Source organism: Hyphomonadaceae bacterium BL14, from assembly GCA_027627705.1.
In the GTDB taxonomy this organism is placed as follows: Bacteria; Pseudomonadota; Alphaproteobacteria; order Caulobacterales; family Maricaulaceae; genus Oceanicaulis.
In genome coordinates this window covers 556,061-577,268 of record CP091242.1, presented here as the reverse complement: position 1 = coordinate 577,268, position 21,208 = coordinate 556,061, and the positions used below count along the sequence as shown (strand labels likewise).

Below are 21,208 nucleotides of genomic sequence, written 5' to 3'. Positions count from 1 at the left end.
CGGGCGCTTATTCGGGACGGTTGAGCGCCCAGTCATAGGCATGACGCGCAATGCGCGGATTGGCCCTGATCGCCTGCGCCAGCTCCGGCTGCGCGTAAGCGAGAAGGTGGGCGATAACCCCGGCATCATCACCTCCGAAGTCCTCCTCATACCATTTGTAGATCCGCGAGATCACGAGGCCGCGGTCCGTAACCGTGACGCCGCGTGGATGGTTCACATAGGCGCGCGCCGCAGCGTCCAGGTCGTCATCCAGAGTATCCGCCCGCCACGCGCGGGTGCCGATATCCGGGCAGCCGATAGACGCGCAATTGACCGCGTAGTGCACCAGTGCCGCTTCAAACTGGGGGCGCATCACTCCGTGCTCGATATCGTCCAGGGAAAGGTCGCGTCCCTCCACCCTCACCCGCGCCTCGCTCCACGGGCCGATGGAAAACAGGCCGGGGCGGATCTGCATGATGGAGCGAGACGGGTTCTCCTCCACGATCAGACGTACGGTCACCGCGTTGTATAGATTGGCCCACAGCACGAACTGCTCACCCCGCGCCAGCGTGCTGACCGGCTGCGCCTCCAGCGCGGCGATGTAATCATCCAGCGCGGCGCGGTCATCGGCCTGCCCACGCAGGCGGTCATAATCGACCCGGTCCACACCGTCTGATCCTTCAATGACATACCTGCCTAGAAGCTGGTCCCAGGCATCATGCAGATCGTCCGTGGCATGGGCGGAAGGGGCGACCATGGCCGCCAGCGCGATCAGTATCAGGGCAAGGGTGCGGGCGGCCATGGTCGGGCTCCTGTTCAACGGTGTGTGACATAAACTAGCGCATCGGCACCGCCAGACCTTGCCCCACGGCGCGAACTCGCCAGTTTGTGCAACGCACTCACGCCCGCGTCAGCCGGAGCCATGACCCTGTGACAACCGACCCCGACCGCCTGACCATCCCCGTGCCGGACGGCGCGATCGCGGCGCTGGCCTGGCCGGCACCCGGGTGCCCCCGCCTCGTGGCCGCCCACGGCAATGGCTTTAATGCCATGAGCCTGAAGCCCCTGCTCGCCTCCCTGGCGGGCCGGTTCGACATCATTGCGGTGGATTTGCGCGGCCATGGCCGCACAACCCTGCCTGCGGATGCGAAAACCCATGATGGCTGGGACATATACGCCGATGACCTTCTGCATGTTCTGGCCGCGCTGGACCGCCCGGCCGACCTGCTCGCCGGCCATTCCATGGGCGCGGTCAGCCTGTTGCTGGCGGCCGGCCGTATGGACGCCCCGCCGCCTCTGGCCCTGATCGAGCCGGTGATACTGCCCTCCACCGTTTATCTCGCCGCACACACGCCATTCTGGCCGCTGTTTCGCGCGCGCATCGGCCTGGGCGAGCGCGCGCGACGCCGCGCCAATCACTGGGCGGCGCGCGACGAGGTTCTGGCGCGCTATGCCAGCAAGCCCGCCATGGCCGCGTGGGCACCCGGCGTGCTGGACGCATATCTAGAGGACGGACTGATTGACGGGCCAGACGGCTGGCACCTCGCCTGTGACCCGGCCTGGGAAGGTGCCAATTTCGAAGCCTGCCGCCATGATGTCATGAAGGCCGCGGCGCGCGCGGGCACGCGTATGCACGTTCTCAAGGCGCAGCATGGCTCCACGGTCATCAATGCGCGCGGCCTACAGCGGCGCGGGGCGCAGATCACCGTCATGGAAGGCGTCAGCCATCTCGCCCCGATGGAGGCACCCCAGCAGGTTGCCGAATGGATTGCAGGCGTTGGGCCTGGTGTGCGTTGAGCAGGTAAAATCGCCTTCCCGGACGGCATAGCCGATCCGGGATCCACCCCGGTCATCATGCCCCCCGCGCGGGCACGAAAATTTGGTGGATGGGTCCCGGCGCTCCCTGCGGCCGGCCCGGACAACACCTGAAGTCACCCCGTCGGATTTACCGAAGCAAGCTGGAACACCCCCTACCCCTTCGGCGGTTTGTTCCAGCCGGTCTGGCGGCGGACAAGGGCGATATGCCAGGCGCGCGGCAGGGCGTAGATCGCCTTGAGGATGAGGGTGAAGCGGCGCGGGAACGTGATTTCGAACCGGTTCGACTTCAGCCCCGCAGCAATGCGCCTGGCAGCTGCGTCCGCGCTGATCATGAACGGCTTGGGGAATTCATTGTCGTCCTGAGCCGGGGTCTCGACAAAGCCCGGCGTAATCACCTGGATATGGACGCCAAAGCGGTGCAGCTCGATCGCCAGGCACTCGGCCATGTTGATCAGTGCGGCTTTGGAGGCACCATAGGCCGACGCCGTGGGCATGCCGCCAAACCCGGTGGCGGAGGAGACGATGGCGATCTGGCCCTTGCGGCGTTTGGCCATCCGCCCGGTCAGCGCGCTGACACAGGCCGCCGTGCCGTTGAGATTGACTGCGAAGGTCTTGGCGTAGGCCTGATAGTCGGGATTTTCGGCGTGCACCGGGATGTAGATTCCCGCATTGAGCACGGCGCAGGCGATAGGACCGTGATCGCGCTCGACACGGTCAACCGTCTCTACGACGGCGTCCGCATCGGTGATGTCCAGCGGCACCGGAATGATGCGCCCCTCATGCTCGGCGGCCAGAGCGTTCAGCGCGTCTTCGCCGCGCGCCGACACGGCGACGGTCCAGCCCTGACGCGCCAGGCGCCGCGCCAGCGCCGCGCCGATGCCGGAGCTGGCGCCGGTAATCCAGACGAGGCCGTCTGCTTTGGTCACGGGCCGGGTCATGCGCTCTTCCTCTCCTGCTCAATGCCGATACGCGCCAGGAAGCGCGTGCTGTCGGCCCGCACTGCCGCGCGCTTGTCATCGTCCATGCGCTCCAGCGTCTTGTAGATCATGGCCAGACGCTGATTGCCCTTCAGCCGGCCCTCATTCTCCATCAGGAAATTCCAGTAGAGATAATTGAACGGGCAGGCCTGCGGTCCGTTCTTCAGGCTGACCTTATAGTGGCAGGTCTTGCAGTGGTCGCTCATCTTGTTGATGTAAGCACCTGACGCGGCATAGGGTTTGGTGGCCATCAGCCCGCCGTCGGCGTACAGCGCCATGCCGTGGGTGTTGGGCGCCTCTACCCATTCATACGCATCGGCATAGACCGCCAGATACCAGTCATTGACCGGCCGGGGATCGATCCCGGCGATCAGCGCGAAATTGCCGGTGATCATCAGGCGCTGGATATGGTGGGCGTAGGCATGACGTTTGGTGGTCAGCACCGCGTCACGCACGCAGGCCATCTCCGTCTCGCCGGTCCAGTAGAATTCGGGCAGCGGGCGGCGGGCGTCGAGCGCATTGCGGGTGAGGTATTCGGGCATGAAGCGCCAATACACGCCGCGCACATATTCGCGCCAGCCCAGGATCTGGCGGATGAAACCTTCCACGGCATTGAGCGGCGCGGTGCCCGCGCGCCAGGCGTTTTCAGCCTTGCGGCAGGCGGTCATGGGATCAAGCAGACCGCAATTGAGATAGAGCGAGATGACCGAGTGAAACAGAAAGGCCTCGCCGGTCTTCAGGGCGTCCTGATAATCGCCGAAATCAGCCAGGGCGTGCTCGATGAACCAGTCGAGCTGGCGGGCCGCATCTTCAGCTGTCACCGCATACCAGAAATCGTCCAGATCACCGAAATGGTGACCGAAGCGCGCGGCAACCAGGTCATGCACCTCGCGCGTGACGTCATCGGGTTCGATGCGCAGGCGCTGCGGGATGGTGACACTGTCTGGCAGACGCTTGCGGTTATCGTGGTCGAAATTCCACTGGCCGCCAGCCGGTTCGCCGCCCTCCATCAGAAGACCGGTCTCCCGGCGCATGTCGCGATAGAAGAATTCCATGGTCAGGCGCTTGCGGTCCTGAGCCCAGGCATCGAACCGGTCCCTTGAGCAGATGAAGCGGTCGTCGCGGCGGATCTCGACCGGCACGCCAAGGCGTTGCGGCCAGTCCTTCATCGCCTCCATGAGCCGGTATTCGCCCGGCTCCACCACGATCACACGATCATGGCGGCCTTCTGCCAATGCCCGCCGCACCTCGCCTTCGAGAGACCCGGCATTGCCCGTGTCATCAAGGCGCGTGTAGCGCACGTCGAGACCATCGGCCTCCAGCACGCTTGCGAAATGGCGCATGGCGGAGAACAGGAAGGCGATCTTCTTCTTGTGATGCGGCACGTAGCCGGCTTCTTCGGCCACCTCGGCCATCAGCACGGTGTCGCCGCTCGCATAGTCGCGCAACGACGCCAGCGACCGCGTGAGCTGGTCGCCCAGAACCAGCCGTAGCGCAGTCATCAGCCGGTCACGGGATTGGCGCGCCGCACATAGGTCACGCGCTGGCCACGGGCCTCGAATTCGCTGCGGGCCCAGCGCCCGTTCTCGTCATACCACAGGTCCAGGGTGAGCGAGGCGACGAGCCGGTAACGGCGCGCCTGGATGGTCCCGCCATCGGCCTCGATCTCTTCTTCGCCCAGGAACTCGACATTGGTCTCCATCAGCGTGCCGTGTTCGGTGTTCAGCACCTGATCCTCACCCGGCGGATAGCGATGCCAGTGGGAAGACGGCAGGATGTCGGCGTCCATCGCCGCCTCGACCGGCGCGCCTTCAGGATCGCGCCCTGTGACCTCCAGCCCGGAGCCATTGGCGCGCGCAGCCACCTCGAATGTGTCCCCATCCTTCAGCGTGCGCCCGTCGAAGGCGACCAGGCGGCCGTCTTCCCAGCGCTCGGTGGAGTCGTGCTCGTAACGAAACACTGTCACCGGCCCGAGCCCGGCGCGCAGACGCACCGTCACCTCCGCGATCAGGGCAGCGCCATCTTCGGTGAAGCGTACTTCATGGGTGCCAAAGGGCGTGTTGCGGCCGCGGAACACGTCGAAAATGATCGTCTCGCCCGGGCCGGCGGCGAGGTCGGCCGCCGCGAGGGCGGACGGGACAGGCGCGGCCAGAAGGGCCGCAAGGGCGGCGGTGAGGCGAAGCATCAACATGTCTCCTGTTTCAGGTTCAAAGGCGCTTGGCCAGGCGGTTGAGCCGGTCAATCCCGGCATAAACGGGATTGGTCAGGCGCACGCCGCCCAGCTCGACGACAAAGCAAATACAGGTCTCGGCGCTGTCCACCCGCGGATGGTGCACATCGCCGGGCGACACCGCACATACATCTCCGCGGCCGAACGCGGCGCGCCCGTCATGAAAGGAACCCGTGAGCACCAGCGTTAGTTCCTCGCCGGAATGGTCATGCCGGGGCGCGCCCTTGCCGGGCGGGATGGAGAGGATACGCGCCTGCACGCCCTCCCCGCTGAGGCTCGCGACGGGAATTTCGCTGTAGCCGCCGAGGCGCCGGCGCCAGCCGCGATTCGTCTGGCCTTCCAGCGCCAGCGCCAGCGGAAGCGGCAACAGGCCGGCCTGCGGGCCATCGGGATGCGCCCTTGCGCCCGTATCGGCAGGCAGCCGCTCCAGCGTGCGTGCCAGAGCCTCCGATCCCAGCGGCGCTTCCGGCAACGCTTCCAGGAGTGCGCCAAACACCATTTCTACCGGCGCAGCCCGGCGTGCAGCGTCCGGGCGCATCACACCCTGACAGGCCGCCAGCACGCGCACCGCTTCGGGGGCCGCGCCAGAGGCGCAATCGAGTATCCAACCTTCGTCCAGCATCGTCATGGGTTACGCCGTAAATTGCTCTTTTCATTGCATACGCACGCCTGAGGCGGGCGGATCACCTAGCGGCTGGCGCACAGCCGGCCGGACGCTTGCCCGACAGTACAGCGTCCAAAATCAGACCGTTACCGCCCCAGGGCAGGCTGACGCAAAACGCTCGCCACAGCCGCTCGCATCCAAGCGGTGGCATGACGCCGTCATCGTGATGCGTCCGGTAAACGGCGGGGACCACTGGCTGAGCCAGCCCCCGAATCCCGCATCTGGGCGTGCCGTAGGGCGTCAGCCGTGCGCCAGCAGCCGCTCGCTCAGGGCCCAAAGCCGGTCTGCACCGCCGGAGTCGACGGCGTAGGGCCGCACCCCTGACCAGCCACGCTCCTGTGCGGGCTCGGCGATGTTGCAGTCCTCGCAATACGCGCCGCCACGACCGGTCAGCAGCGGCGAGACCGCCGCCCACACCGTGGTGGCCGCCCCCGCCTCCACCGACTTGAAGCGAGCATTGACCGAGCCGTCGGCCTCGATCCAGCCCAGCGCGCGCATCTCCGCCTCGTCCATGTCGCGCTGGAGACCGGTCATGATGCCGCCGGGATGGACGGAGAACGCCTCCACGCCCTCTTCCGCATGGCGGGCATTGAAGCCCAGCGCGAACAGGGCGTTGGCGGTCTTGGACTGGCCGTAGGCGGTCCATTTCTCATACTCGCGCTTGGTGAAATCGGGATCATCGAAATCCACCGGCGATACCATGTGGGCCACCGATGACAGCATGACCAGGCGCGCGCCCGGACGCCCCGTCATGAGGCTGGCCAGAGCGTTGGCCAGCACAAAATGGCCCAGATGGTTGGTGGCGAACTGCAGCTCGCGCCCCGCAGGCGTGCGCTGCTCAGGGCACGCCATGATGCCGGCATTGCAGATCAAAAGGTCCAGCGCCTCGACACGCTCGCGCACGACATCTGCACAGGCCGCAGCGCTGGCCGGGTCGGCCAGATCCAGCGCCAGCACCTCCACGCGGTCAAGGCCGGCCAGCGCCATCTCGGCCCGCGCCGCATCGCGCGCCGGAACCAACACGCGCGCTCCGGCCCCGGTCAAGGCGCGCACCGTCTCCAGGCCGATCCCGGAATAGCCGCCGGTGACCAGCGCCGTACGGCCAGACAGATCATGACCGGCGATCACCTGCGCAGCGGTGGCGCGCGCACCGAACGGACTGTCGACGCGGCGCTGGTTTTCGAGGGACATGGGGGAGCTCCATTGGATGTTGCAAATCTTCCGGCGGTCAAAGTGCGCCGGTCAGCCTCGATTGCCAACCCGCCGGCTTGACGCGTCCCGCGCCCGCAACTAACACCTCGCACGCTCCCGCTTCGCGTGGAGGAGGACCCTGACGATGAACACGACCCGCCAGAGCTGAATTCGTGCCGCGCTTCAAAGCGCAGCCCTGTAGCGCCGGAATTTCCGTCGCGCCTCTTGCGGACGTTTCATCATGATATCACTCAACCATCGCGTCGCGCTGGTGACCGGCGCAGGCCGGGGCATCGGCGAAGCCATCGCGCGCGCTTTCCATCGCGAAGGTGCCCATGTCCTCATCACCGACATCAACACCCGCAGCGCCAGCGCGCTCGCCTCCGAGCTGGGCGAACGAGCCGAGAGCCTGCGCCTCGATGTGGGCGAGGAAGAGGACTGGCGCGCGGCCGAGGCGCATGTCCGCACCCGCCATGGCGGGCTGGACATTCTGGTCAACAATGCTGGCATCACCGGATTTCTGGAAACCGAAGGTCCCCATGATCCTGAGCACTTTCAGCTGGCCAGCTGGCGGGCGGTGCACCGGGTCAATCTGGACGGGCTGGCGCTGGGCTGCCGCACGGCCATCGCCCTGATGAAAGGCTGGCGCGCCGGGTCGATCATCAACCTCTCCTCGCGCTCCGGCGTGGTGGGGATACCGGGCGCGGCGGCCTACGCCTCATCCAAGGCGGCGGTGCGCAACCATACCCGCACCGTGGCGCTGTACTGCGCGCAGCAGGGTTACGCCATCCGCTGCAATGCGCTCCTGCCCGCCGCCATCCTCACCCCGATGTGGGACGCCATGCTGGGCGACGGGCCTGAGCGCGAGGCGATCATGAACGGCATCGCCGAGGGCGTGCCCATGGGCCGGTTCGGCACGCCGCAGGAAGTCGCCGAAGCCGCGGTATTCCTGGCGGGCGACGCCTCCAGCTACATGACCGGAACCGGCCTCGATCTCGACGGAGGGATTTTGGCGGGGGCAGAGGCGGCGCCGGGGCAGAGGGAGTGAGGGTCAGGCGGGAGAGAGGAAGGTGATGGCATGATGTCCAGAAATCATGACTTCATCGCCGCCTCTCGCCCTCACCGCGCACACTCCGCCCCCTGCCTTCACCGCGACCGCGTGCTAGTTTCGTTCTCCTGTTCGAATCGCCACTTGCCGCAGGTGCGTCCATGTCCACCCTTCCGCTGTCCCAGCAGGCCGCTGCGCGCCCGCCGCGCGCGCAGGCCGCCTATCTTGACGGGCTGAACGCTGACCAGCGCGCCGCGGTGGAGGCCACCGAAGGTCCGGTTCTGGTGCTGGCGGGCGCAGGGACCGGCAAGACGCGGGTGCTGACCACGCGGCTGGCGCACATTCTGGCCACGGGCAAGGCTTGGCCTTCCCAGATACTGGCGGTGACCTTCACCAACAAGGCCGCGCGCGAGATGAAGCACCGCGTGGGCGCCATCATGGGCGAACATGTGGAGGGCCTGCCCTGGCTGGGCACCTTTCACTCTGTGGCCGCCCAGATTCTGCGCCGCCATGCCGAGCTCGCAGGCCTGAAATCCAGCTTCACCATTCTGGACACCGACGATCAGCTGCGCCTGATCAAGCAGATCCTCGAAGCCGAGGGCATCGACATCAAGCGGTGGACGCCGCGCTATTTCGCCAGCCTTGTGGACGGGTGGAAGAACCGTGCGCTGACGCCCGAACGCATCCCGGAGGAGGACAAGTGGAGCTTCGCTGACGGACAGGCCGGATCGCTCTACCGGCTCTATCAGGAACGCCTGTCGGTGCTGAACGCTTGCGACTTCGGCGATCTGCTGTTGCACGTGATCAATATTTTCCAGGCCCATCCGGACGTGCTGGCCGAGTTCCACCGCCGCTTCCGCTATGTGCTGGTGGACGAGTATCAGGACACCAACGTCGCCCAGTATCTGTGGCTGCGCCTGCTGGCGCGCGGGTCGGGCAATCTGTGCTGCGTGGGCGATGACGACCAGTCCATCTATGGCTGGCGCGGCGCGGAGGTGGACAACATCCTGCGCTTCGAGACCGATTTTCCTGGCGCGAAAGTCATCCGGCTGGAGCGCAATTACCGCTCGACCGGGCATATTCTGGGCGCTGCCGCCGGCCTGATCGCCGCCAACAAGGCGCGTCTGGGCAAGACGCTCTGGACCGAGGACGACCCCGGCCAGCCGGTGCAGGTCAGTGGTTTGTGGGATGGCGAGGCCGAAGCGCGCTTCGTCGCCGACACCGTGGAAGCCCATGTGCGGGGCGGCGGCAAGCACAGCGATATCGCGGTTCTGGTCCGCGCCTCCTGGCAGATGCGCGCGTTTGAAGAGCGGTTCATCATGCTGGGCCTGCCCTATAAGGTGGTGGGCGGACCGCGCTTCTTCGAGCGCGCCGAGATCCGCGATGCGCTCGCCTATATGCGCCTGGTGCGCTCCATTGATGACGATCTGGCTTTCGAGCGCGTGGTCAACACACCCAAGCGCGGCATTGGCGACACCACCGTGCAGCGCCTCGCCGCGGCGGCGCGCAGCGCACGCACCTCCATCGCCGAGGCCGCGCGCCTGATCGTGCGGACCGACGAAATTCGGGGCAAGGCCCGCACGGCCCTGCAGGGTTTCCTGCGCGATATCGACCGCTGGGCGGGTCAGGCCGAGACGATGCGCCACGACGAGCTGGCCGAGATCGTACTCGATGAAAGCGGCTACACAGCCATGTGGCGCGAGGATAAGAGCCCGCAGGCCGCCGGCCGGCTCGATAACCTCAAGGAGCTGGTCCGCTCCATGGGCGAGTTCGATACGCTGGACGCCTTTCTCGAACATATCGCTTTGGTCTCCGACGTGGACCGCGCCGAGGATGGTGAAGAGGTCTCGCTGATGACGCTGCACGCCGCCAAGGGGCTGGAGTTTCCCCTCGTCTTTCTGCCCGGCTGGGAAGAGACGGTCTTCCCCTCCCAGCGCGCGCTGGACGAAAGCGGCGCGGCCGCGCTGGAAGAAGAGCGCCGCCTGGCCTATGTCGGCATCACCCGGGCGCGCGAGCGCGCAATCATCAGCTTCACCGCCAACCGCATGATCTACGGGCGCTGGCAGTCCGTCCTGCCCTCGCGCTTCATTGATGAGTTGCCGCCCGCCCATTGCGAGGCCCAGTCGGAAACCGGCTATTATGACGCCGGGCCGGGCTTCCAGGAATCGGCCGGGCCGTCGGACGCCTTCCGATCCTCCTATGAAAGCCCCGGCTGGCGGCGCTATCAGGAAAGCCAAGCCTCAGGCCGGCGCGCCAATCCCGGCGTGATCGAGGGCCAGGCCACGCTCATCACCAGCGGCAAGCCGAGCAAATTCGCCCGCGGCCAGAGAGTCTTCCACCAGAAATTCGGCTATGGCCAGATCATCGAAGCCGATGGCGACAAGCTCACTGTGGCGTTCGAGAAGGCCGGCACGAAAAAGGTGGTGGCGGGGTTTGTGGAAGCGGTTTGAGAGTCCATAACCCCTCCGCCCGCTGACAATCGCGCGCACCGGCCTTTGCGCGCCGGGCAGGCTCTGCTATCAGGCGCGCGGGGATTGGGTCTCGAGGGTGATGCGTCATGAAGCTGATCTGTGGCAACGCCAACCGGCCGTTGGCGAAAGCCATCGCGGACTATCTGGACGCGCCCTTGTCGAACGTGGAGATCGAACGCTTCGCCGATGACGAGCTGTTCGTGCGCATCGACGAGAACATGCGCGGACAGGACGTCTTCATGATCCAGTCCACATCCAAGCCCGCCAACGACAATCTGATGGAATTGCTGATCTGCATGGACGCGCTCACCCGGGCGAGTGCGCGCCGGATCACCGCTGTCATCCCCTATTTCGGCTATGCCCGTCAGGACCGCAAGACCGGCGGCCGTACGCCCATCACCGCCAAGCTGGTGGCCAACCTGATCGCCGGCTCGGGCGCGCACAGGGTGCTGACGCTGGACCTGCATGCCGGCCAGATCCAGGGCTTTTTCGACATCCCCACTGACAATCTGTTCGCCACCCCGGTGTTCGAGCGCGATATCCGCAGGGTCTATGACGTGAAGGATCTGATGATCGTATCGCCGGACGTGGGCGGGGTGGTGCGCGCGCGCGCCCTGGCCAGCCGCCTGGGCGCCGACATCGCCATCGTGGACAAGCGCCGGCCGCGCGCGGGCGTCAGCGAGGTGATGAACATTATCGGCGATGTGGAAGGCCGACGCTGCATCATCTTTGACGATATCATCGATTCAGGCGGCACGCTGTGCAACGCGGCCGCGGCGATCAAGGAAGCCGGCGCTGCCGAGGTGTCGGCCTATATCACCCATGGTGTTTTGTCTGGCAAAGCCATCGAGCGCATCGACGCCTCGGTGCTCAGTGAGCTGGTGGTGACCGATTCCATCGACGTCTCTGCCAAGTCGGCGGCATCGTCCAAGGTGCGCGCGCTATCGGTCGCCCCGCTGCTGGGCGAAGCCATCCGGCGCATCGCCAATGACGAGTCGGTCTCCAAGCTGTTCGACTAGGCATCCGCCCCGGTCTGCTTGGGCCTTGATGGCCCGGGTCCGGCTTGCCCGTATCCGGTCTACTCCGGAATGTCTTTTTGGTTTTCGGCGTCCTCGATGGGATCCAGGCGTTCGATATTGAGATCAGACCGGCCGCTGATCAGGTCCACCGCCCGGTCCGCGGCGTCCTGGAAGGGCTGCAGCACCAGATCGGCGCCCGCCTCCGTCAATTCGTCAATGCGCGTTCCATGCTGGCTGGTCACGGCGATCTTGCCCTTGAAGCCCAACTGACGCAGCGTCTTGATCATGGCGATGCGGCTGTCCTCGTGAGCGATGCCGGTTTCGCGGTCATTGGCTGTGGAAATCACCCACTGCACGCCTTTCAGCGGCAGGTGGGAGATGAATTCCTGGTCGGACAGGTCGCCATAAATCGTATCCAGCCCGCGATCGCGCCAGGTCCGGACGGCCGCCGGATTGAAGTCTGCGCCAAGCGCTGAAATCTCGTTCTTGATCAGGCGCTGCGCAATGGCACCGCCATACCGGCCCAGCCCCAGCAGGATCACATCATGGCGCCGCTTGGCAGCGTCGCCTTCTCCGTTCTCGGCCGGCTGGAGCGTCTTGCGCTCGAACACGCCCAGGATAGGCTCCAGCAGCGGGTAGATGCGGTGGGAGTAGGTGATCATGTAGGTCGACGCGCCGATGGTGATCAGCCCCACCAGGGTGACGAGCCCCATCACCTCTTCGTCGACATGGCCGATCGCCAGCGCCATCGCCATGAAGATCAGTGAAAACTCGGATATCTGCGCCACCGTCAGGCCGGCGAGGAAGCCGGTGCGTTTGCGATAGCCCATCACCCCCATGATCACCATGACAATGAGCGGGTTGCCGACCAGCACGAAGAGCGAGAACACCACTGCGGCCGGGATGTTTTCGCCGATCAGCGACAGGTCGAGCTGGGAGCCCAGCGCCACGAAGAAGAATAGCAGGAGGAAATCGCGCAAGGAGGCCAACCGCGCCGAAATCGCGTCACGATAGGGCGTTGATGCCAGCGCTACACCCGCCAGCAGGCCGCCCAGCTCCTTGCCCACCCCGAAAATGTCGCCAATCGCGGCGAACGCCGCCGCCATGGCGATAGAGAAGGTGATCAGGAGCTCCGGAGATCCTGCCAGCATGGAGGTCAGCGGCGTGGCGGCAAAGCGGATGAACAGCATCACCAAAATGACCATGACGACGCCAGCGCCGAGCACCATCAAAACGTCCTGAACCCCGGCACCTTCCTGACCGCCCACGCCCAGCGCGCTCAGCGCGATCATGGCAAACACCACCACGATGTCCTGAACGATCAGGAAGCCCAGCGCGATGCGGCCGTGCAGGGAGTCGATCTCGCGTTTGTCGCTGAGCAGCTTCACGATGATAATTGTGGACGAGAAGGTCAGCGCCACCGCGATATAGATGCTGGTGATGGGATCGAAGCCCAGGCCCAGGGCGATCAGGAAGCCGAAGACCGACGTGAAGGCCACTTGGCCCAGACCGGTCAGCAGGGACACAGGGCCCAGCGACTGGATCAGCTTGATGTCCAGCTTGATGCCCACCAGGAACAGAAGCAGCGCGATGCCCAGTTCGGCGAGCACGCCGACGCTGTCATCAGACCGGATCAGGTCCAGCACGGAGGGGCCGGCGATGATGCCCACCACGATGAAGCTGACGATCAGGGGTTGGCGCAGGATATGGCCGACCAGTCCGATGGCTGCAGCGACCGTGAGCAGCACTGCGATCTCGTAGAAGATCGAGTGGGTGATCACGTCTTCCATGGCTGTGCGCCCCTTGGCAAAACAGCGCCATGCCCGGTGCGAGCGCGCACCCGGCCTGCCGCCAAAATGAAACAAGTATCTGAGTGTGCGGCGCCTCAGCCTGCCGCGTCAAAGAAAAAGGCGGCGTCATGCAGGCCGGGCTGTGGGTCTGGACGCCGCCTGCGCATCGCGGCAGGGTCTGATCCGCTAAACGGACCGGGGACGCGCATGAAGGATCTTGATCAGGCCATGGCTGAGCTCGGCCCATGGCTGTCGCAGCATGAATCGCGCCGCAAGGCGGCCGTGTCCCGGCTGTTGGTGGGCATAGCCGCTGCTGTAGCCGCGGCGATCGTCATCGGCGCCGGTCTGGGCTTTGCGGGCGTGCCCACGCCCTTCGTGATTTTTGCAGGCGTGGTCGCTGCCATGGGCGTCATGGCGTGGGCGGGCTATCCGCTTCAGCAGCTGCGCATGGAAGTCAAACACGGCCTCAACACCCGCATGGCGCAGGCATTCGGCCTGACCTACAGCCCCAAGCCGCCCAGCCCCGCCCGCTTTGACGCCTTCCTCTCTCATGGCCTGATCACCAGCTCTGACCGGCAATCGTTCGAGGACCATTTCGCCGGTGAGACGCATGGCGCGGACTTCGAACTGTATGAAGCCCATCTCCAGCAGCGACGGCGCAGCAAGGACCGCACCTATTACGTCACGGTGTTTCACGGTGTTTTGATCCGCATCACCTTCCCGCGCACCATTGAGGGCGTGACGCTGGTGACGCGCGACAAGGGCCTGTTCAACGGCCTGGAAGCGTTCTCGCGGCGCCATCTCTCGGGGCGCAAGCTGGAGCGCATCGGTCTGGTCGATCTCCGGTTCGACCGTCTGTTCGAGGTGTACGGCACCGATCAGGTGATGGCGCGCTATCTGCTCACCCCCTCTTTCATGGAGCGCCTGCTCAGGCTGGAGGAGGTGCTCGCGGGCAAGAATGTGCGCTGTGTGTTCGACGAGGACCTCGTCCCCGAAAGCGGGCGCGGCGAGCTCCTGATCGCAGCCGAGACCGGCAACAAGTTCGAGCCCGGCTCGCTGTTCACGCCTCTGGATGACCGCAGGCGCATCGCCAAGCTGCATGAAGAGTTCAGCCTGATCGAAGACATCATGGAGACCGTGCTGCAGCCGCCGTCGCAAGGCGGCGGGGTGGGCGCCAGCGTGGTCGCCTGAACCATCTCGACAACAGCCAGACCGATCCGGTAGCTTGCTACCTCCAAGGTTTTGATGCGGGAAACGGGTATGATCGCTCTGGTCGCCTTTTCAGGCCTATTCCTGACCCTTGCCGGTCTTGTATTCATCACTGCACCTCTGCTGCCGCGCCAGGGCGCGCTGGCATCCGCTCACCGGCGTCTTGAGCTGTCAGGAGCATTCGAGAAAAGCGCGTCTGTTATCTGCGGCGCCCTGTTCCTGGCCTGCGGTGCCGGCGTGATTGCCTGGTCCGCGGGAATTGTCTGAGCCGCAGCTTGACGCGCACCGCGCGCCTTGCGCGGGTTTGGCGGATCGGCTATAGCCCGCCGCTCGAATTGCGGTGCTGCGCTCAAGGCGCGTCGCCGCGCGCCGTGCGCCGCCGGTTTGGGCGGCGCATGCATTTGAACCCTGAGGAACCGGTCTGATGAGCGATATTGTTCTTTCCGTCGAAGTGCGCGAGCGCACCGGCAAGGGCGGCGCCCGCGAAGCGCGCCGCGGCGGTCTTGTGCCGGGCGTGCTGTATGGCGGTGATCGCGGCCCGGTGGCTATCACCCTGAAAAACAACGAGCTGATCAAGGCTATCAACTCGGGCAAGTTTCTGTCCCAGATGATCACCATTGATCACAAGGGCGAAACGCAAACCGTACTGACGCGCGATGTGCAGTTCGATCCTGTGCGCGATTTCCCGCTTCATGTCGATTTCCAGCGCGTGGACGAAGACTCGGTCATCTCCGTGGAAGTGCCTGTGCGCTTCCTTAACGAAGAAAAGGCCCAGGGCATCAAGCGCGGCGGCGTGGTGAACGTTGTGCGCCACACCATCGAAGTTTACTGCCCGGCCGGCCAGATCCCCGAAGCGATCGAGATCGATATCGCGCATATGAATATCGGTGACTCGCTGCACATCTCCGAGGTCAAGTTGCCTGACGGCGTCAAGCCGACCATCACTGACCGCGACTTCACCATCGCGACCATGCAAGGCTCGCGCGCCGTGATCGAAGGCGAAGACGGCGACGCGGACGAAGCTGAGTCTGCCGAAGAGGCCGAGGCCGGGGACGACGCCAGCGAGGACTAGTCCAGCTGGCCGGTAACCCGGTCCTGAACCGTATCAAGGGCGGCGCGCCGGAGCCTGGCTCCTGCCGCCGCCCTTTCCATGTGCGGAGTACGCCATGCACCTGATCACGGGGCTCGGCAATCCCGGCGCGAAATACGCCGCCAACCGCCATAATGCCGGTTTCATGACCGTGGACGCCATCGCCGCGCAATGGTCGCTGGGTCCCTGGCGCAAACGCTTTCAGGGCGAGGTGTGCGAAGGGACGATAGGAACCCCGGACGGCCCTGCGCGCGTGCTGCTACTGAAACCCCAAACCTTCTACAATGAAGCCGGCCGCGCGGTCGCCGAGGCGATGAACTTCTATCGGCTGGACGCATCCGGCCTGACCGTGTTTCACGATGAGCTGGACCTGGCACCGGGCAAGTTCCGCCTGAAACACGGCGGCGGCCATGCCGGCAATAATGGACTGCGCTCCATCATGGCCCACGTGCCCGGAGACTTCCGGCGCGGGCGGATCGGGATCGGCCATCCCGGCGACAGGAACCGCGTCACCGCCTGGGTCTTGTCCGACGTGCCCAAAGCCGATCAGGAGTGGTTCGGGGCGCTCCTGGACGCCATTGCGCGCAGCACGCCCTTGTTGCTGACGGCGGGCGGCGACGACGCCTTTCAGACCCGCGTCACGCATCTGGCACCCGCCCCGCCGGGCTGAGGCCGGTTTGACATCACGCCGGGCGGCCCCAAGTGTCATGGCATAGTGAGCCAGCCCGGAGTGCCCATGTTCGATTCACTCGCCCCCTCCCCCGCAGACCAGGTGCGCAAGCGCATGGAGCAGCTCGCCCGTGCCGACGGCACGGCCAGGCTGATCGCCGCCGCGGACAGCCTGGCCAAGCCGAGCCAGTGCCTGGAGCGCACACTGGATGTCGAGGGCGTGGGCAAGCTGGAGGCGTTCCGGGTGCGCTTTGCCCAAGGCGGCGAGCCGACCAAGGGCGGTATCCGGTTTGATTCTGGTGCCGACGCGCACGAGGCTGAACGCCTGGCGCTGCTGATGGCTCTGAAATGCGCGCTGGTCGGCCTGCCCTATGGCGGTGCCAAGGGCGCGGTGCGGGTCGACGCGCGCAAGCTGGACACCAGCCAGCGCGACAGGGTCGCCCGCGCCTATGCCCGGGCCTTCAGCGACATCATCGGACCGGATACCGACGTGCCCGCGCCGGACATCGCGACCGGCGCCGCCGAGATGGACGCCATCCGCCGGGAGCTCGGCTATGGCAAGGGCGACAGCCGCGCGCCCATCACCGGCCTGCCGCCCGAGCGTGGCGGGCTGGAGCTGCGCAAGGGTGCCACCGGTCTGGGGGCCTGGCGGGTCTATCAGCGCCTGTGCAGGGAGGGCCTGTGCGTGGCCCGGCCGCGTATCGCCGTGCAGGGCTTTGGCAATGCCGGGACCGCTTTCGCGCGCGCTGCCTGCGCGAATGGCGCGGTGATTGTGGCGGCGTCCGATTCCCGCTCGCTGGCCCGTGACCGAGACGGTCTGGACCTCGACGCGCTGGATGCGCGCAAATCGGATACGGGCAAGGTCGGCGAGTTCGGCGACCCGGAGTCCATCTTCGCCATCGATTGCGACGTGCTGGTGCTGGCCGCCAAAGGGGATTCCGTGACGGCCAGGACCGCGCGGGAGATCAAGGCTGGCCGCCTGGTGGAGATCGCCAACGCGCCGGTGACCTGCGACGGGTATGACGTTCTGGACCAGCGCAGCATTCAGAGCCTGCCTGACATCCTGGCCAATGCTGGCGGGGTGGTCGGGTCCTACTTCGAATGGCGCGAATTTGCCCGGACAGGGCAGCCCGACAATGACGCGCTACAGGCTGAATGGGAGGCAGTGATGGACGCTGCCGCTGACCGGGTCAGTGCCCGTGTCGACCGCACCGGGCTGGCTGTGCATTCAGCCGCATTGGTGGAGGCGCTGAACCAGCTGGAACCGGGTTCACGCCAGCTGCTGGTCAGTTAACACGGTTTAAGAGGGCGCGGTCCAGCTGGCTGATCGAGATCGCGCCCGTGCCGCACACATCATAGGCGAGCGCGCCTGCCGGGCGGCCGCTGGCGTCATAGACCGCCTCATACAGATAACAGCCCTCGCCATCATCGGGCATGGTGCCGGGGATAAAGACCGGGTCAGCCTCGCCGGGCGCGGGCTCGGCACGGTCACTGACAACCGAGAATTCGGGTCCGCGGTCCCCGATCAGGCAGTCCCACCGCCCGGACTCACCAAAGCGCATGCGCACCCGCGTCCCGGCCCGCTCCTGTCCTGCATAAAGCACATGGGCCTGGCCGCTGCCGCGCACGAACGCCATGGACGAATTGCGCGCCGCGCTGACACACTGGCCGATATCGGCCATCAAAGCGGGCAGGTTTTCAGTCCAGCTTGGATAGGGTCCGGTTTCCCGTGCACAGCCAAGATAGACCAGACGCCCCACCGCCACAGACGCCTCGCGCGCCCAGACGCCATCGGACGCCGGGCAAGGATGTGTGCGCATGGACACGCTCACCGGCTCCACGCTGGAGCCTTCGGTGTAAACGCGCTCGCCATCACTCACCCAAGGCTGGGTCAGATCGAATTCCGTTTCAACCCGGCCTGTTGCGAAGCCATTGCCGCTGAACAGAGCGACTGCGCGGCCATTGATCTCGCGGAAGGTGATGACAGCGTGAAACTCCGCGCCTTCGATCTCGAATCCGGCGGTGTCAGCGTCGCGCGGTGCCGGGATAAACGTAGCAGGCGCAACCGGACTGGCCGAAAACCCGGACGGGGACAATGTCTGCTGCGTTGTCACACACGCCGAGGCCAGGCAGGCCAGACTTGCCGCCGCCAGACCGCGCACCCATGCCGGCATTGCTGTTGAGATCATCACCCGCCCCCTCTGCGTCCGGGCAGCTTACACTGCCCGCATGACAAGCGGGAGGCATTCGGGACAGATCATCGGGCCGCTGAGGAGATAATCAGGCGGACGCGGCCGCGCTTACCGCTTCGCGGATCGCGGCCAGCGCAGCCTCAGCACCGGCACCATCCGGGCCACCGGCTTGCGCGAGATCCGGCTTGCCGCCCCCGCCCTTGCCACCCACATGCCCGGCTCCTGCGCGTACCAGCGCCACAGCGTCGATCCGGCCGGCGAGATCTGGCGTGACGGCGACCGCCACGGCGGCCTTGCCGTCATCCACACCCACAAAGGCTGCAACGCCGCTGGTCAAATGCTGGCGCGCCTCGTGGACCATGTCGCGCACATCCTTGCCGCCGACGCCTTCGAGAATGCGGCCTATGAACTGGAGTGAACCCATGGTCTCGGGTGCCGAGCCGGCACCGCCGGAGGCGCCGCCCATGGCAAGCTGCTTCTTGGCTTCGGCCAGCTGGCGGTCCAGGCCCTTGCGCTCATCCTGCAGGGCCGCGATGCGCGCCACCAGGTCCTGGGTCGGAATTTTAAGCTGATGGGCCGCCGCGCGCGCGATGCCCGCTTCGGTCTCCAGCCATTGGCGCGCGGCTTCACCCGTCAGCGCCTCGATCCGGCGCACGCCAGCGCTGACCGCGCCTTCGCCGACAATCTTGAACAGGGCGATATCGCCGGTGCGCGCCACATGCAGGCCGCCGCACAGCTCCACCGAATAGCTCCTGCCCTCCCCGTCCAGCGCATCGCCCATGGCCAGCACGCGGACCCGCTCGCCATACTTCTCGCCGAACAGCGCCAGCGCGCCCTTTTCGATTGCCTCAGCCGGAGTCATTTCGGCGATTTGCGCGGGCGCGTTCTGGCGAATGACCGCATTCACCTGCGCCTCGATGGCGGCGATTTCCTCGGCGGTGACGGCGCGGCCATGAGAGAAGTCAAAGCGCAGGCGGTCCGGGCCCACATAGGAGCCTTTCTGGGTCACGTGCAGGCCCAGCACCGAGCGCAGCGCGGCATGCATCAGATGGGTCGCCGAATGGTTGGAGCGGGTCTGGCGCCGGCGCGCATCATCGGCGCACAGGGACGCCTGGGCACCCGGCTTGACCTCGCCTTCAGTCAGCGTGCCGATATGGGCATAGAGCGATCCGGCGCGCTTTTGCACGTCACGCACCGCAAAGCGCGCGCCGTCGCTGAAGACGATCTCGCCGCTATCGCCAATCTGGCCGCCGCCTTCGGCGTAGAAGGGCGTCTGGTCAAACACCAGTTCGGCGGAGTCGCCGGCCATGAGCGCGCCGGCTTCAGCGCCATTTGCGATAATCGCCTGCAGGGTTCCGGCCCCGTCATAGCCGCCGTGTCCGGTGAACCGGGTGTCGCCCACGCGGTCACGCAGGGTGAACCAGAGCCCGTCCGTCGCAGCGTCTCCCGACCCGGCCCAGTGGGCGCGGGCCTGGGCCCGCTGGCGCTCCATGGCGGTCTCGAACCCGGCCTCGTCCACGGTGAGCCCGCGCGCACGCAGGGCATCCTGGGTGAGGTCCAGCGGGAAACCGTAAGTGTCATAGAGCTTGAACGCCACCTCACCGGCCAGAGCCTCGCCCGGCTTCAGAGCCGCCGTGGCTTCCTCCAGCAGGCCCAGTCCGCGGCCCAGCGTGCGCTGGAAGCGCTCTTCCTCACCGCGCAGGGTTTCCTCTATGGCCGGAAGGGCGCGCGTCAGGTCAGGATAGGCGGCCCCCATCTCGTCGGCCAGCGTGCGCGCCAGGGTGAACAGCACCGGTTCTTGCGCACCGAGCATATGGGCGTGGCGCATGGCGCGGCGCATGATCCGGCGCAGCACATAGCCGCGTCCCTCATTGGACGGCGTCACGCCATCGGCGATCAGGAAGCTGGTGGCGCGCATATGGTCCGCAATCACCCGGTGGCTGGCCAGCGCGTCGCCCTGTGCCTTCACTTTGAGCGCATCCTCCTGCGCCGTGATCAGGTTACGGAACAAATCGATATCGTAATTATTGTGCACGCCCTGCAGCACCGTGGTAATGCGCTCCAGACCCATGCCGGTATCGATGGAGGGCTTGGGCAGATTGCGCCGCTCGCCGCCGGCCATCTGCTCGTACTGCATGAAGACGAGATTCCAGATCTCGATAAAGCGGTCGCCATCCTCGTCCGGACTTCCCGGAGGACCGCCGGGAACATCAGCGCCGTGGTCGTAGAAGATTTCCGAACACGGCCCGCACGGACCGGTATCGCCCATGGACCAGAAATTGTCAGAGGTGGCGATACGCAGGATTTTCGAATCGGGCAGGCCGGCAACTTTGCGCCAGATCGCGGCCGCATCTTCATCCTCGGCATAGACCGTGACCAGCAAGCGGTCGGCATCGAGGCCGAACTCGCGCGTCACCATGGTCCAGGCAAAATCGATCGCCTCTTCCTTGAAATAATCGCCGAAGGAGAAATTCCCGAGCATTTCAAAGAAAGTGTGGTGGCGCGCGGTATAGCCTACATTGTCGAGATCATTGTGCTTGCCGCCAGCGCGCACGCATTTCTGCGACGAGACAGCACGCGGCCGCGCCCGGGTCTCTGTGCCGGTGAACGCGTTCTTGAACGGCACCATGCCGGCATTGACGAACAGCAAGGTGGGATCGTCCTGCGGCACCAGCGGTGCGGAGGCAACCACTTCATGATCCCGGGAAGCAAAGAAGCCCAGAAACTGGCTGCGAATATCGGCCAAGGCTGTCATCGATCACTCCGGACGCGCGGCGCGCCATAGCGCATGAGGGCGGCCGGCACCGCATGCGCCAGCCAGTTCAGCGCCCATATACGTGCGGGCGCCCGGCTTCGCCAAG

General features: G+C 65.8%; 18 protein-coding genes. 9 read left to right on the top strand and 9 right to left on the bottom strand.

The genetic code is table 11. The annotated features are described in order from the left end of the window. Positions 1 to 7: 7 nt before the first annotated feature. Complete coding sequence (locus L2D00_02705) at positions 8 to 781, bottom strand: DUF547 domain-containing protein (protein WBQ13607.1); 774 nt, start codon at positions 779 to 781, stop codon at positions 8 to 10. 128 nt (positions 782 to 909) lie between these two features. Here L2D00_02705 and L2D00_02700 point away from each other — a divergent pair, with 128 nt between their 5' ends. Continuing rightward, positions 910 to 1,776, top strand: a complete 867-nt coding sequence (locus L2D00_02700) for an alpha/beta hydrolase (GenBank protein WBQ13606.1) — start codon at positions 910 to 912, stop codon at positions 1,774 to 1,776. Positions 1,777 to 1,949: 173 nt separating this feature from the next. On the opposite strand, the gene L2D00_02695 is transcribed toward L2D00_02700, so the two are convergent. From L2D00_02695 to L2D00_02675, 5 genes are all read right to left on the bottom strand, one after another. Next, a complete protein-coding gene (locus L2D00_02695) occupies positions 1,950 to 2,735 on the bottom strand; it encodes an SDR family NAD(P)-dependent oxidoreductase (GenBank protein WBQ13605.1) in 786 nt (261 codons plus the stop codon). After that, on the bottom strand, positions 2,732 to 4,276 hold the full coding sequence (locus tag L2D00_02690) for a cryptochrome/photolyase family protein (GenBank protein WBQ13604.1): 1,545 nt from the start codon (positions 4,274 to 4,276) through the stop codon (positions 2,732 to 2,734). The genes L2D00_02695 and L2D00_02690 overlap by 4 nt, the downstream gene beginning before the upstream one ends. After that, on the bottom strand, positions 4,276 to 4,959 hold the full coding sequence (locus tag L2D00_02685) for a DUF6134 family protein (GenBank protein ID WBQ13603.1): 684 nt from the start codon (positions 4,957 to 4,959) through the stop codon (positions 4,276 to 4,278). The genes L2D00_02690 and L2D00_02685 overlap by 1 nt, the downstream gene beginning before the upstream one ends. A gap of 22 nt (positions 4,960 to 4,981) precedes the next feature. Then, complete coding sequence (locus tag L2D00_02680) at positions 4,982 to 5,632, bottom strand: cupin domain-containing protein (protein WBQ13602.1); 651 nt, start codon at positions 5,630 to 5,632, stop codon at positions 4,982 to 4,984. Between the two features lie 276 nt (positions 5,633 to 5,908). Then, on the bottom strand, positions 5,909 to 6,859 hold the full coding sequence (locus L2D00_02675) for an oxidoreductase (GenBank protein WBQ13601.1): 951 nt from the start codon (positions 6,857 to 6,859) through the stop codon (positions 5,909 to 5,911). Positions 6,860 to 7,100: 241 nt separating this feature from the next. Between L2D00_02675 and L2D00_02670 the strand changes: the two genes are divergently transcribed. From L2D00_02670 to L2D00_02660, 3 genes are all read left to right on the top strand, one after another. Continuing rightward, the gene (locus L2D00_02670; protein ID WBQ13600.1) at positions 7,101 to 7,907 is read left to right on the top strand and encodes an SDR family oxidoreductase; all 807 of its coding nucleotides are present in this window, start codon (positions 7,101 to 7,103) and stop codon (positions 7,905 to 7,907) included. 161 nt (positions 7,908 to 8,068) lie between these two features. Beyond that, on the top strand, positions 8,069 to 10,357 hold the full coding sequence (locus tag L2D00_02665) for a UvrD-helicase domain-containing protein (GenBank protein WBQ13599.1): 2,289 nt from the start codon (positions 8,069 to 8,071) through the stop codon (positions 10,355 to 10,357). A 107-nt stretch (positions 10,358 to 10,464) separates the two neighbouring features. After that, positions 10,465 to 11,397, top strand: coding sequence for a ribose-phosphate pyrophosphokinase (locus L2D00_02660; GenBank protein WBQ13598.1), 933 nt, complete (start codon positions 10,465 to 10,467; stop codon positions 11,395 to 11,397). Between the two features lie 59 nt (positions 11,398 to 11,456). Here the strand turns inward: L2D00_02660 and L2D00_02655 are convergent, their stop codons facing one another. Further along, positions 11,457 to 13,187 (bottom strand): cation:proton antiporter, encoded by a 1,731-nt coding sequence (locus L2D00_02655; GenBank protein ID WBQ13597.1) that lies wholly within the window; start codon positions 13,185 to 13,187, stop codon positions 11,457 to 11,459. A 207-nt stretch (positions 13,188 to 13,394) separates the two neighbouring features. Between L2D00_02655 and L2D00_02650 the strand changes: the two genes are divergently transcribed. From L2D00_02650 to L2D00_02630, 5 genes are all read left to right on the top strand, one after another. Continuing rightward, the gene (locus tag L2D00_02650; protein WBQ13596.1) at positions 13,395 to 14,378 is read left to right on the top strand and encodes a DUF3137 domain-containing protein; all 984 of its coding nucleotides are present in this window, start codon (positions 13,395 to 13,397) and stop codon (positions 14,376 to 14,378) included. A 69-nt stretch (positions 14,379 to 14,447) separates the two neighbouring features. After that, positions 14,448 to 14,663, top strand: a complete 216-nt coding sequence (locus L2D00_02645; protein WBQ13595.1) for a hypothetical protein — start codon at positions 14,448 to 14,450, stop codon at positions 14,661 to 14,663. Positions 14,664 to 14,820: 157 nt separating this feature from the next. Beyond that, positions 14,821 to 15,468, top strand: a complete 648-nt coding sequence (locus tag L2D00_02640) for a 50S ribosomal protein L25/general stress protein Ctc (GenBank protein WBQ13594.1) — start codon at positions 14,821 to 14,823, stop codon at positions 15,466 to 15,468. Between the two features lie 94 nt (positions 15,469 to 15,562). Beyond that, complete coding sequence (gene pth, locus L2D00_02635; GenBank protein ID WBQ13593.1) at positions 15,563 to 16,156, top strand: aminoacyl-tRNA hydrolase; 594 nt, start codon at positions 15,563 to 15,565, stop codon at positions 16,154 to 16,156. A 66-nt stretch (positions 16,157 to 16,222) separates the two neighbouring features. After that, positions 16,223 to 17,449, top strand: a complete 1,227-nt coding sequence (locus L2D00_02630) for a hypothetical protein (GenBank protein ID WBQ13592.1) — start codon at positions 16,223 to 16,225, stop codon at positions 17,447 to 17,449. On the opposite strand, the gene L2D00_02625 is transcribed toward L2D00_02630, so the two are convergent. Together L2D00_02625 and alaS are read right to left on the bottom strand one after the other, a co-directional pair. Beyond that, positions 17,442 to 18,344, bottom strand: a complete 903-nt coding sequence (locus L2D00_02625) for a hypothetical protein (GenBank protein WBQ13591.1) — start codon at positions 18,342 to 18,344, stop codon at positions 17,442 to 17,444. The two genes, L2D00_02630 and L2D00_02625, sit on opposite strands and share 8 nt — an antisense overlap. Positions 18,345 to 18,435: 91 nt before the next feature. Further along, positions 18,436 to 21,102: an alanine--tRNA ligase gene (gene alaS / locus L2D00_02620; protein WBQ13590.1), complete on the bottom strand. Its 2,667-nt coding sequence runs from the start codon at positions 21,100 to 21,102 to the stop codon at positions 18,436 to 18,438. Positions 21,103 to 21,208 lie beyond the last annotated feature (106 nt).

Bases quoted from the DNA above. Each gene is read 5' to 3' on its own strand.
- L2D00_02655 (WBQ13597.1), bottom strand. From the start codon at position 13,187: ATGGAAGACGTGATCACCCACTCGATCTTCTACGAGATCGCAGTGCTG.
- L2D00_02695 (WBQ13605.1), bottom strand. From the start codon at position 2,735: ATGACCCGGCCCGTGACCAAAGCAGACGGCCTCGTCTGGATTACCGGC.
- L2D00_02665 (WBQ13599.1), top strand. From the start codon at position 8,069: ATGTCCACCCTTCCGCTGTCCCAGCAGGCCGCTGCGCGCCCGCCGCGC.
- L2D00_02625 (WBQ13591.1), bottom strand. From the start codon at position 18,344: ATGATCTCAACAGCAATGCCGGCATGGGTGCGCGGTCTGGCGGCGGCA.
- L2D00_02685 (WBQ13603.1), bottom strand. From the start codon at position 4,959: ATGCTTCGCCTCACCGCCGCCCTTGCGGCCCTTCTGGCCGCGCCTGTC.
- L2D00_02680 (WBQ13602.1), bottom strand. From the start codon at position 5,632: ATGACGATGCTGGACGAAGGTTGGATACTCGATTGCGCCTCTGGCGCG.
- L2D00_02670 (WBQ13600.1), top strand. From the start codon at position 7,101: ATGATATCACTCAACCATCGCGTCGCGCTGGTGACCGGCGCAGGCCGG.
- alaS (WBQ13590.1), bottom strand. From the start codon at position 21,102: ATGACAGCCTTGGCCGATATTCGCAGCCAGTTTCTGGGCTTCTTTGCT.
- L2D00_02645 (WBQ13595.1), top strand. From the start codon at position 14,448: ATGATCGCTCTGGTCGCCTTTTCAGGCCTATTCCTGACCCTTGCCGGT.
- L2D00_02705 (WBQ13607.1), bottom strand. From the start codon at position 781: ATGGCCGCCCGCACCCTTGCCCTGATACTGATCGCGCTGGCGGCCATG.
- L2D00_02675 (WBQ13601.1), bottom strand. From the start codon at position 6,859: ATGTCCCTCGAAAACCAGCGCCGCGTCGACAGTCCGTTCGGTGCGCGC.
- L2D00_02660 (WBQ13598.1), top strand. From the start codon at position 10,465: ATGAAGCTGATCTGTGGCAACGCCAACCGGCCGTTGGCGAAAGCCATC.
- L2D00_02650 (WBQ13596.1), top strand. From the start codon at position 13,395: ATGAAGGATCTTGATCAGGCCATGGCTGAGCTCGGCCCATGGCTGTCG.
- L2D00_02630 (WBQ13592.1), top strand. From the start codon at position 16,223: ATGTTCGATTCACTCGCCCCCTCCCCCGCAGACCAGGTGCGCAAGCGC.
- pth (WBQ13593.1), top strand. From the start codon at position 15,563: ATGCACCTGATCACGGGGCTCGGCAATCCCGGCGCGAAATACGCCGCC.
- L2D00_02640 (WBQ13594.1), top strand. From the start codon at position 14,821: ATGAGCGATATTGTTCTTTCCGTCGAAGTGCGCGAGCGCACCGGCAAG.
- L2D00_02690 (WBQ13604.1), bottom strand. From the start codon at position 4,276: ATGACTGCGCTACGGCTGGTTCTGGGCGACCAGCTCACGCGGTCGCTG.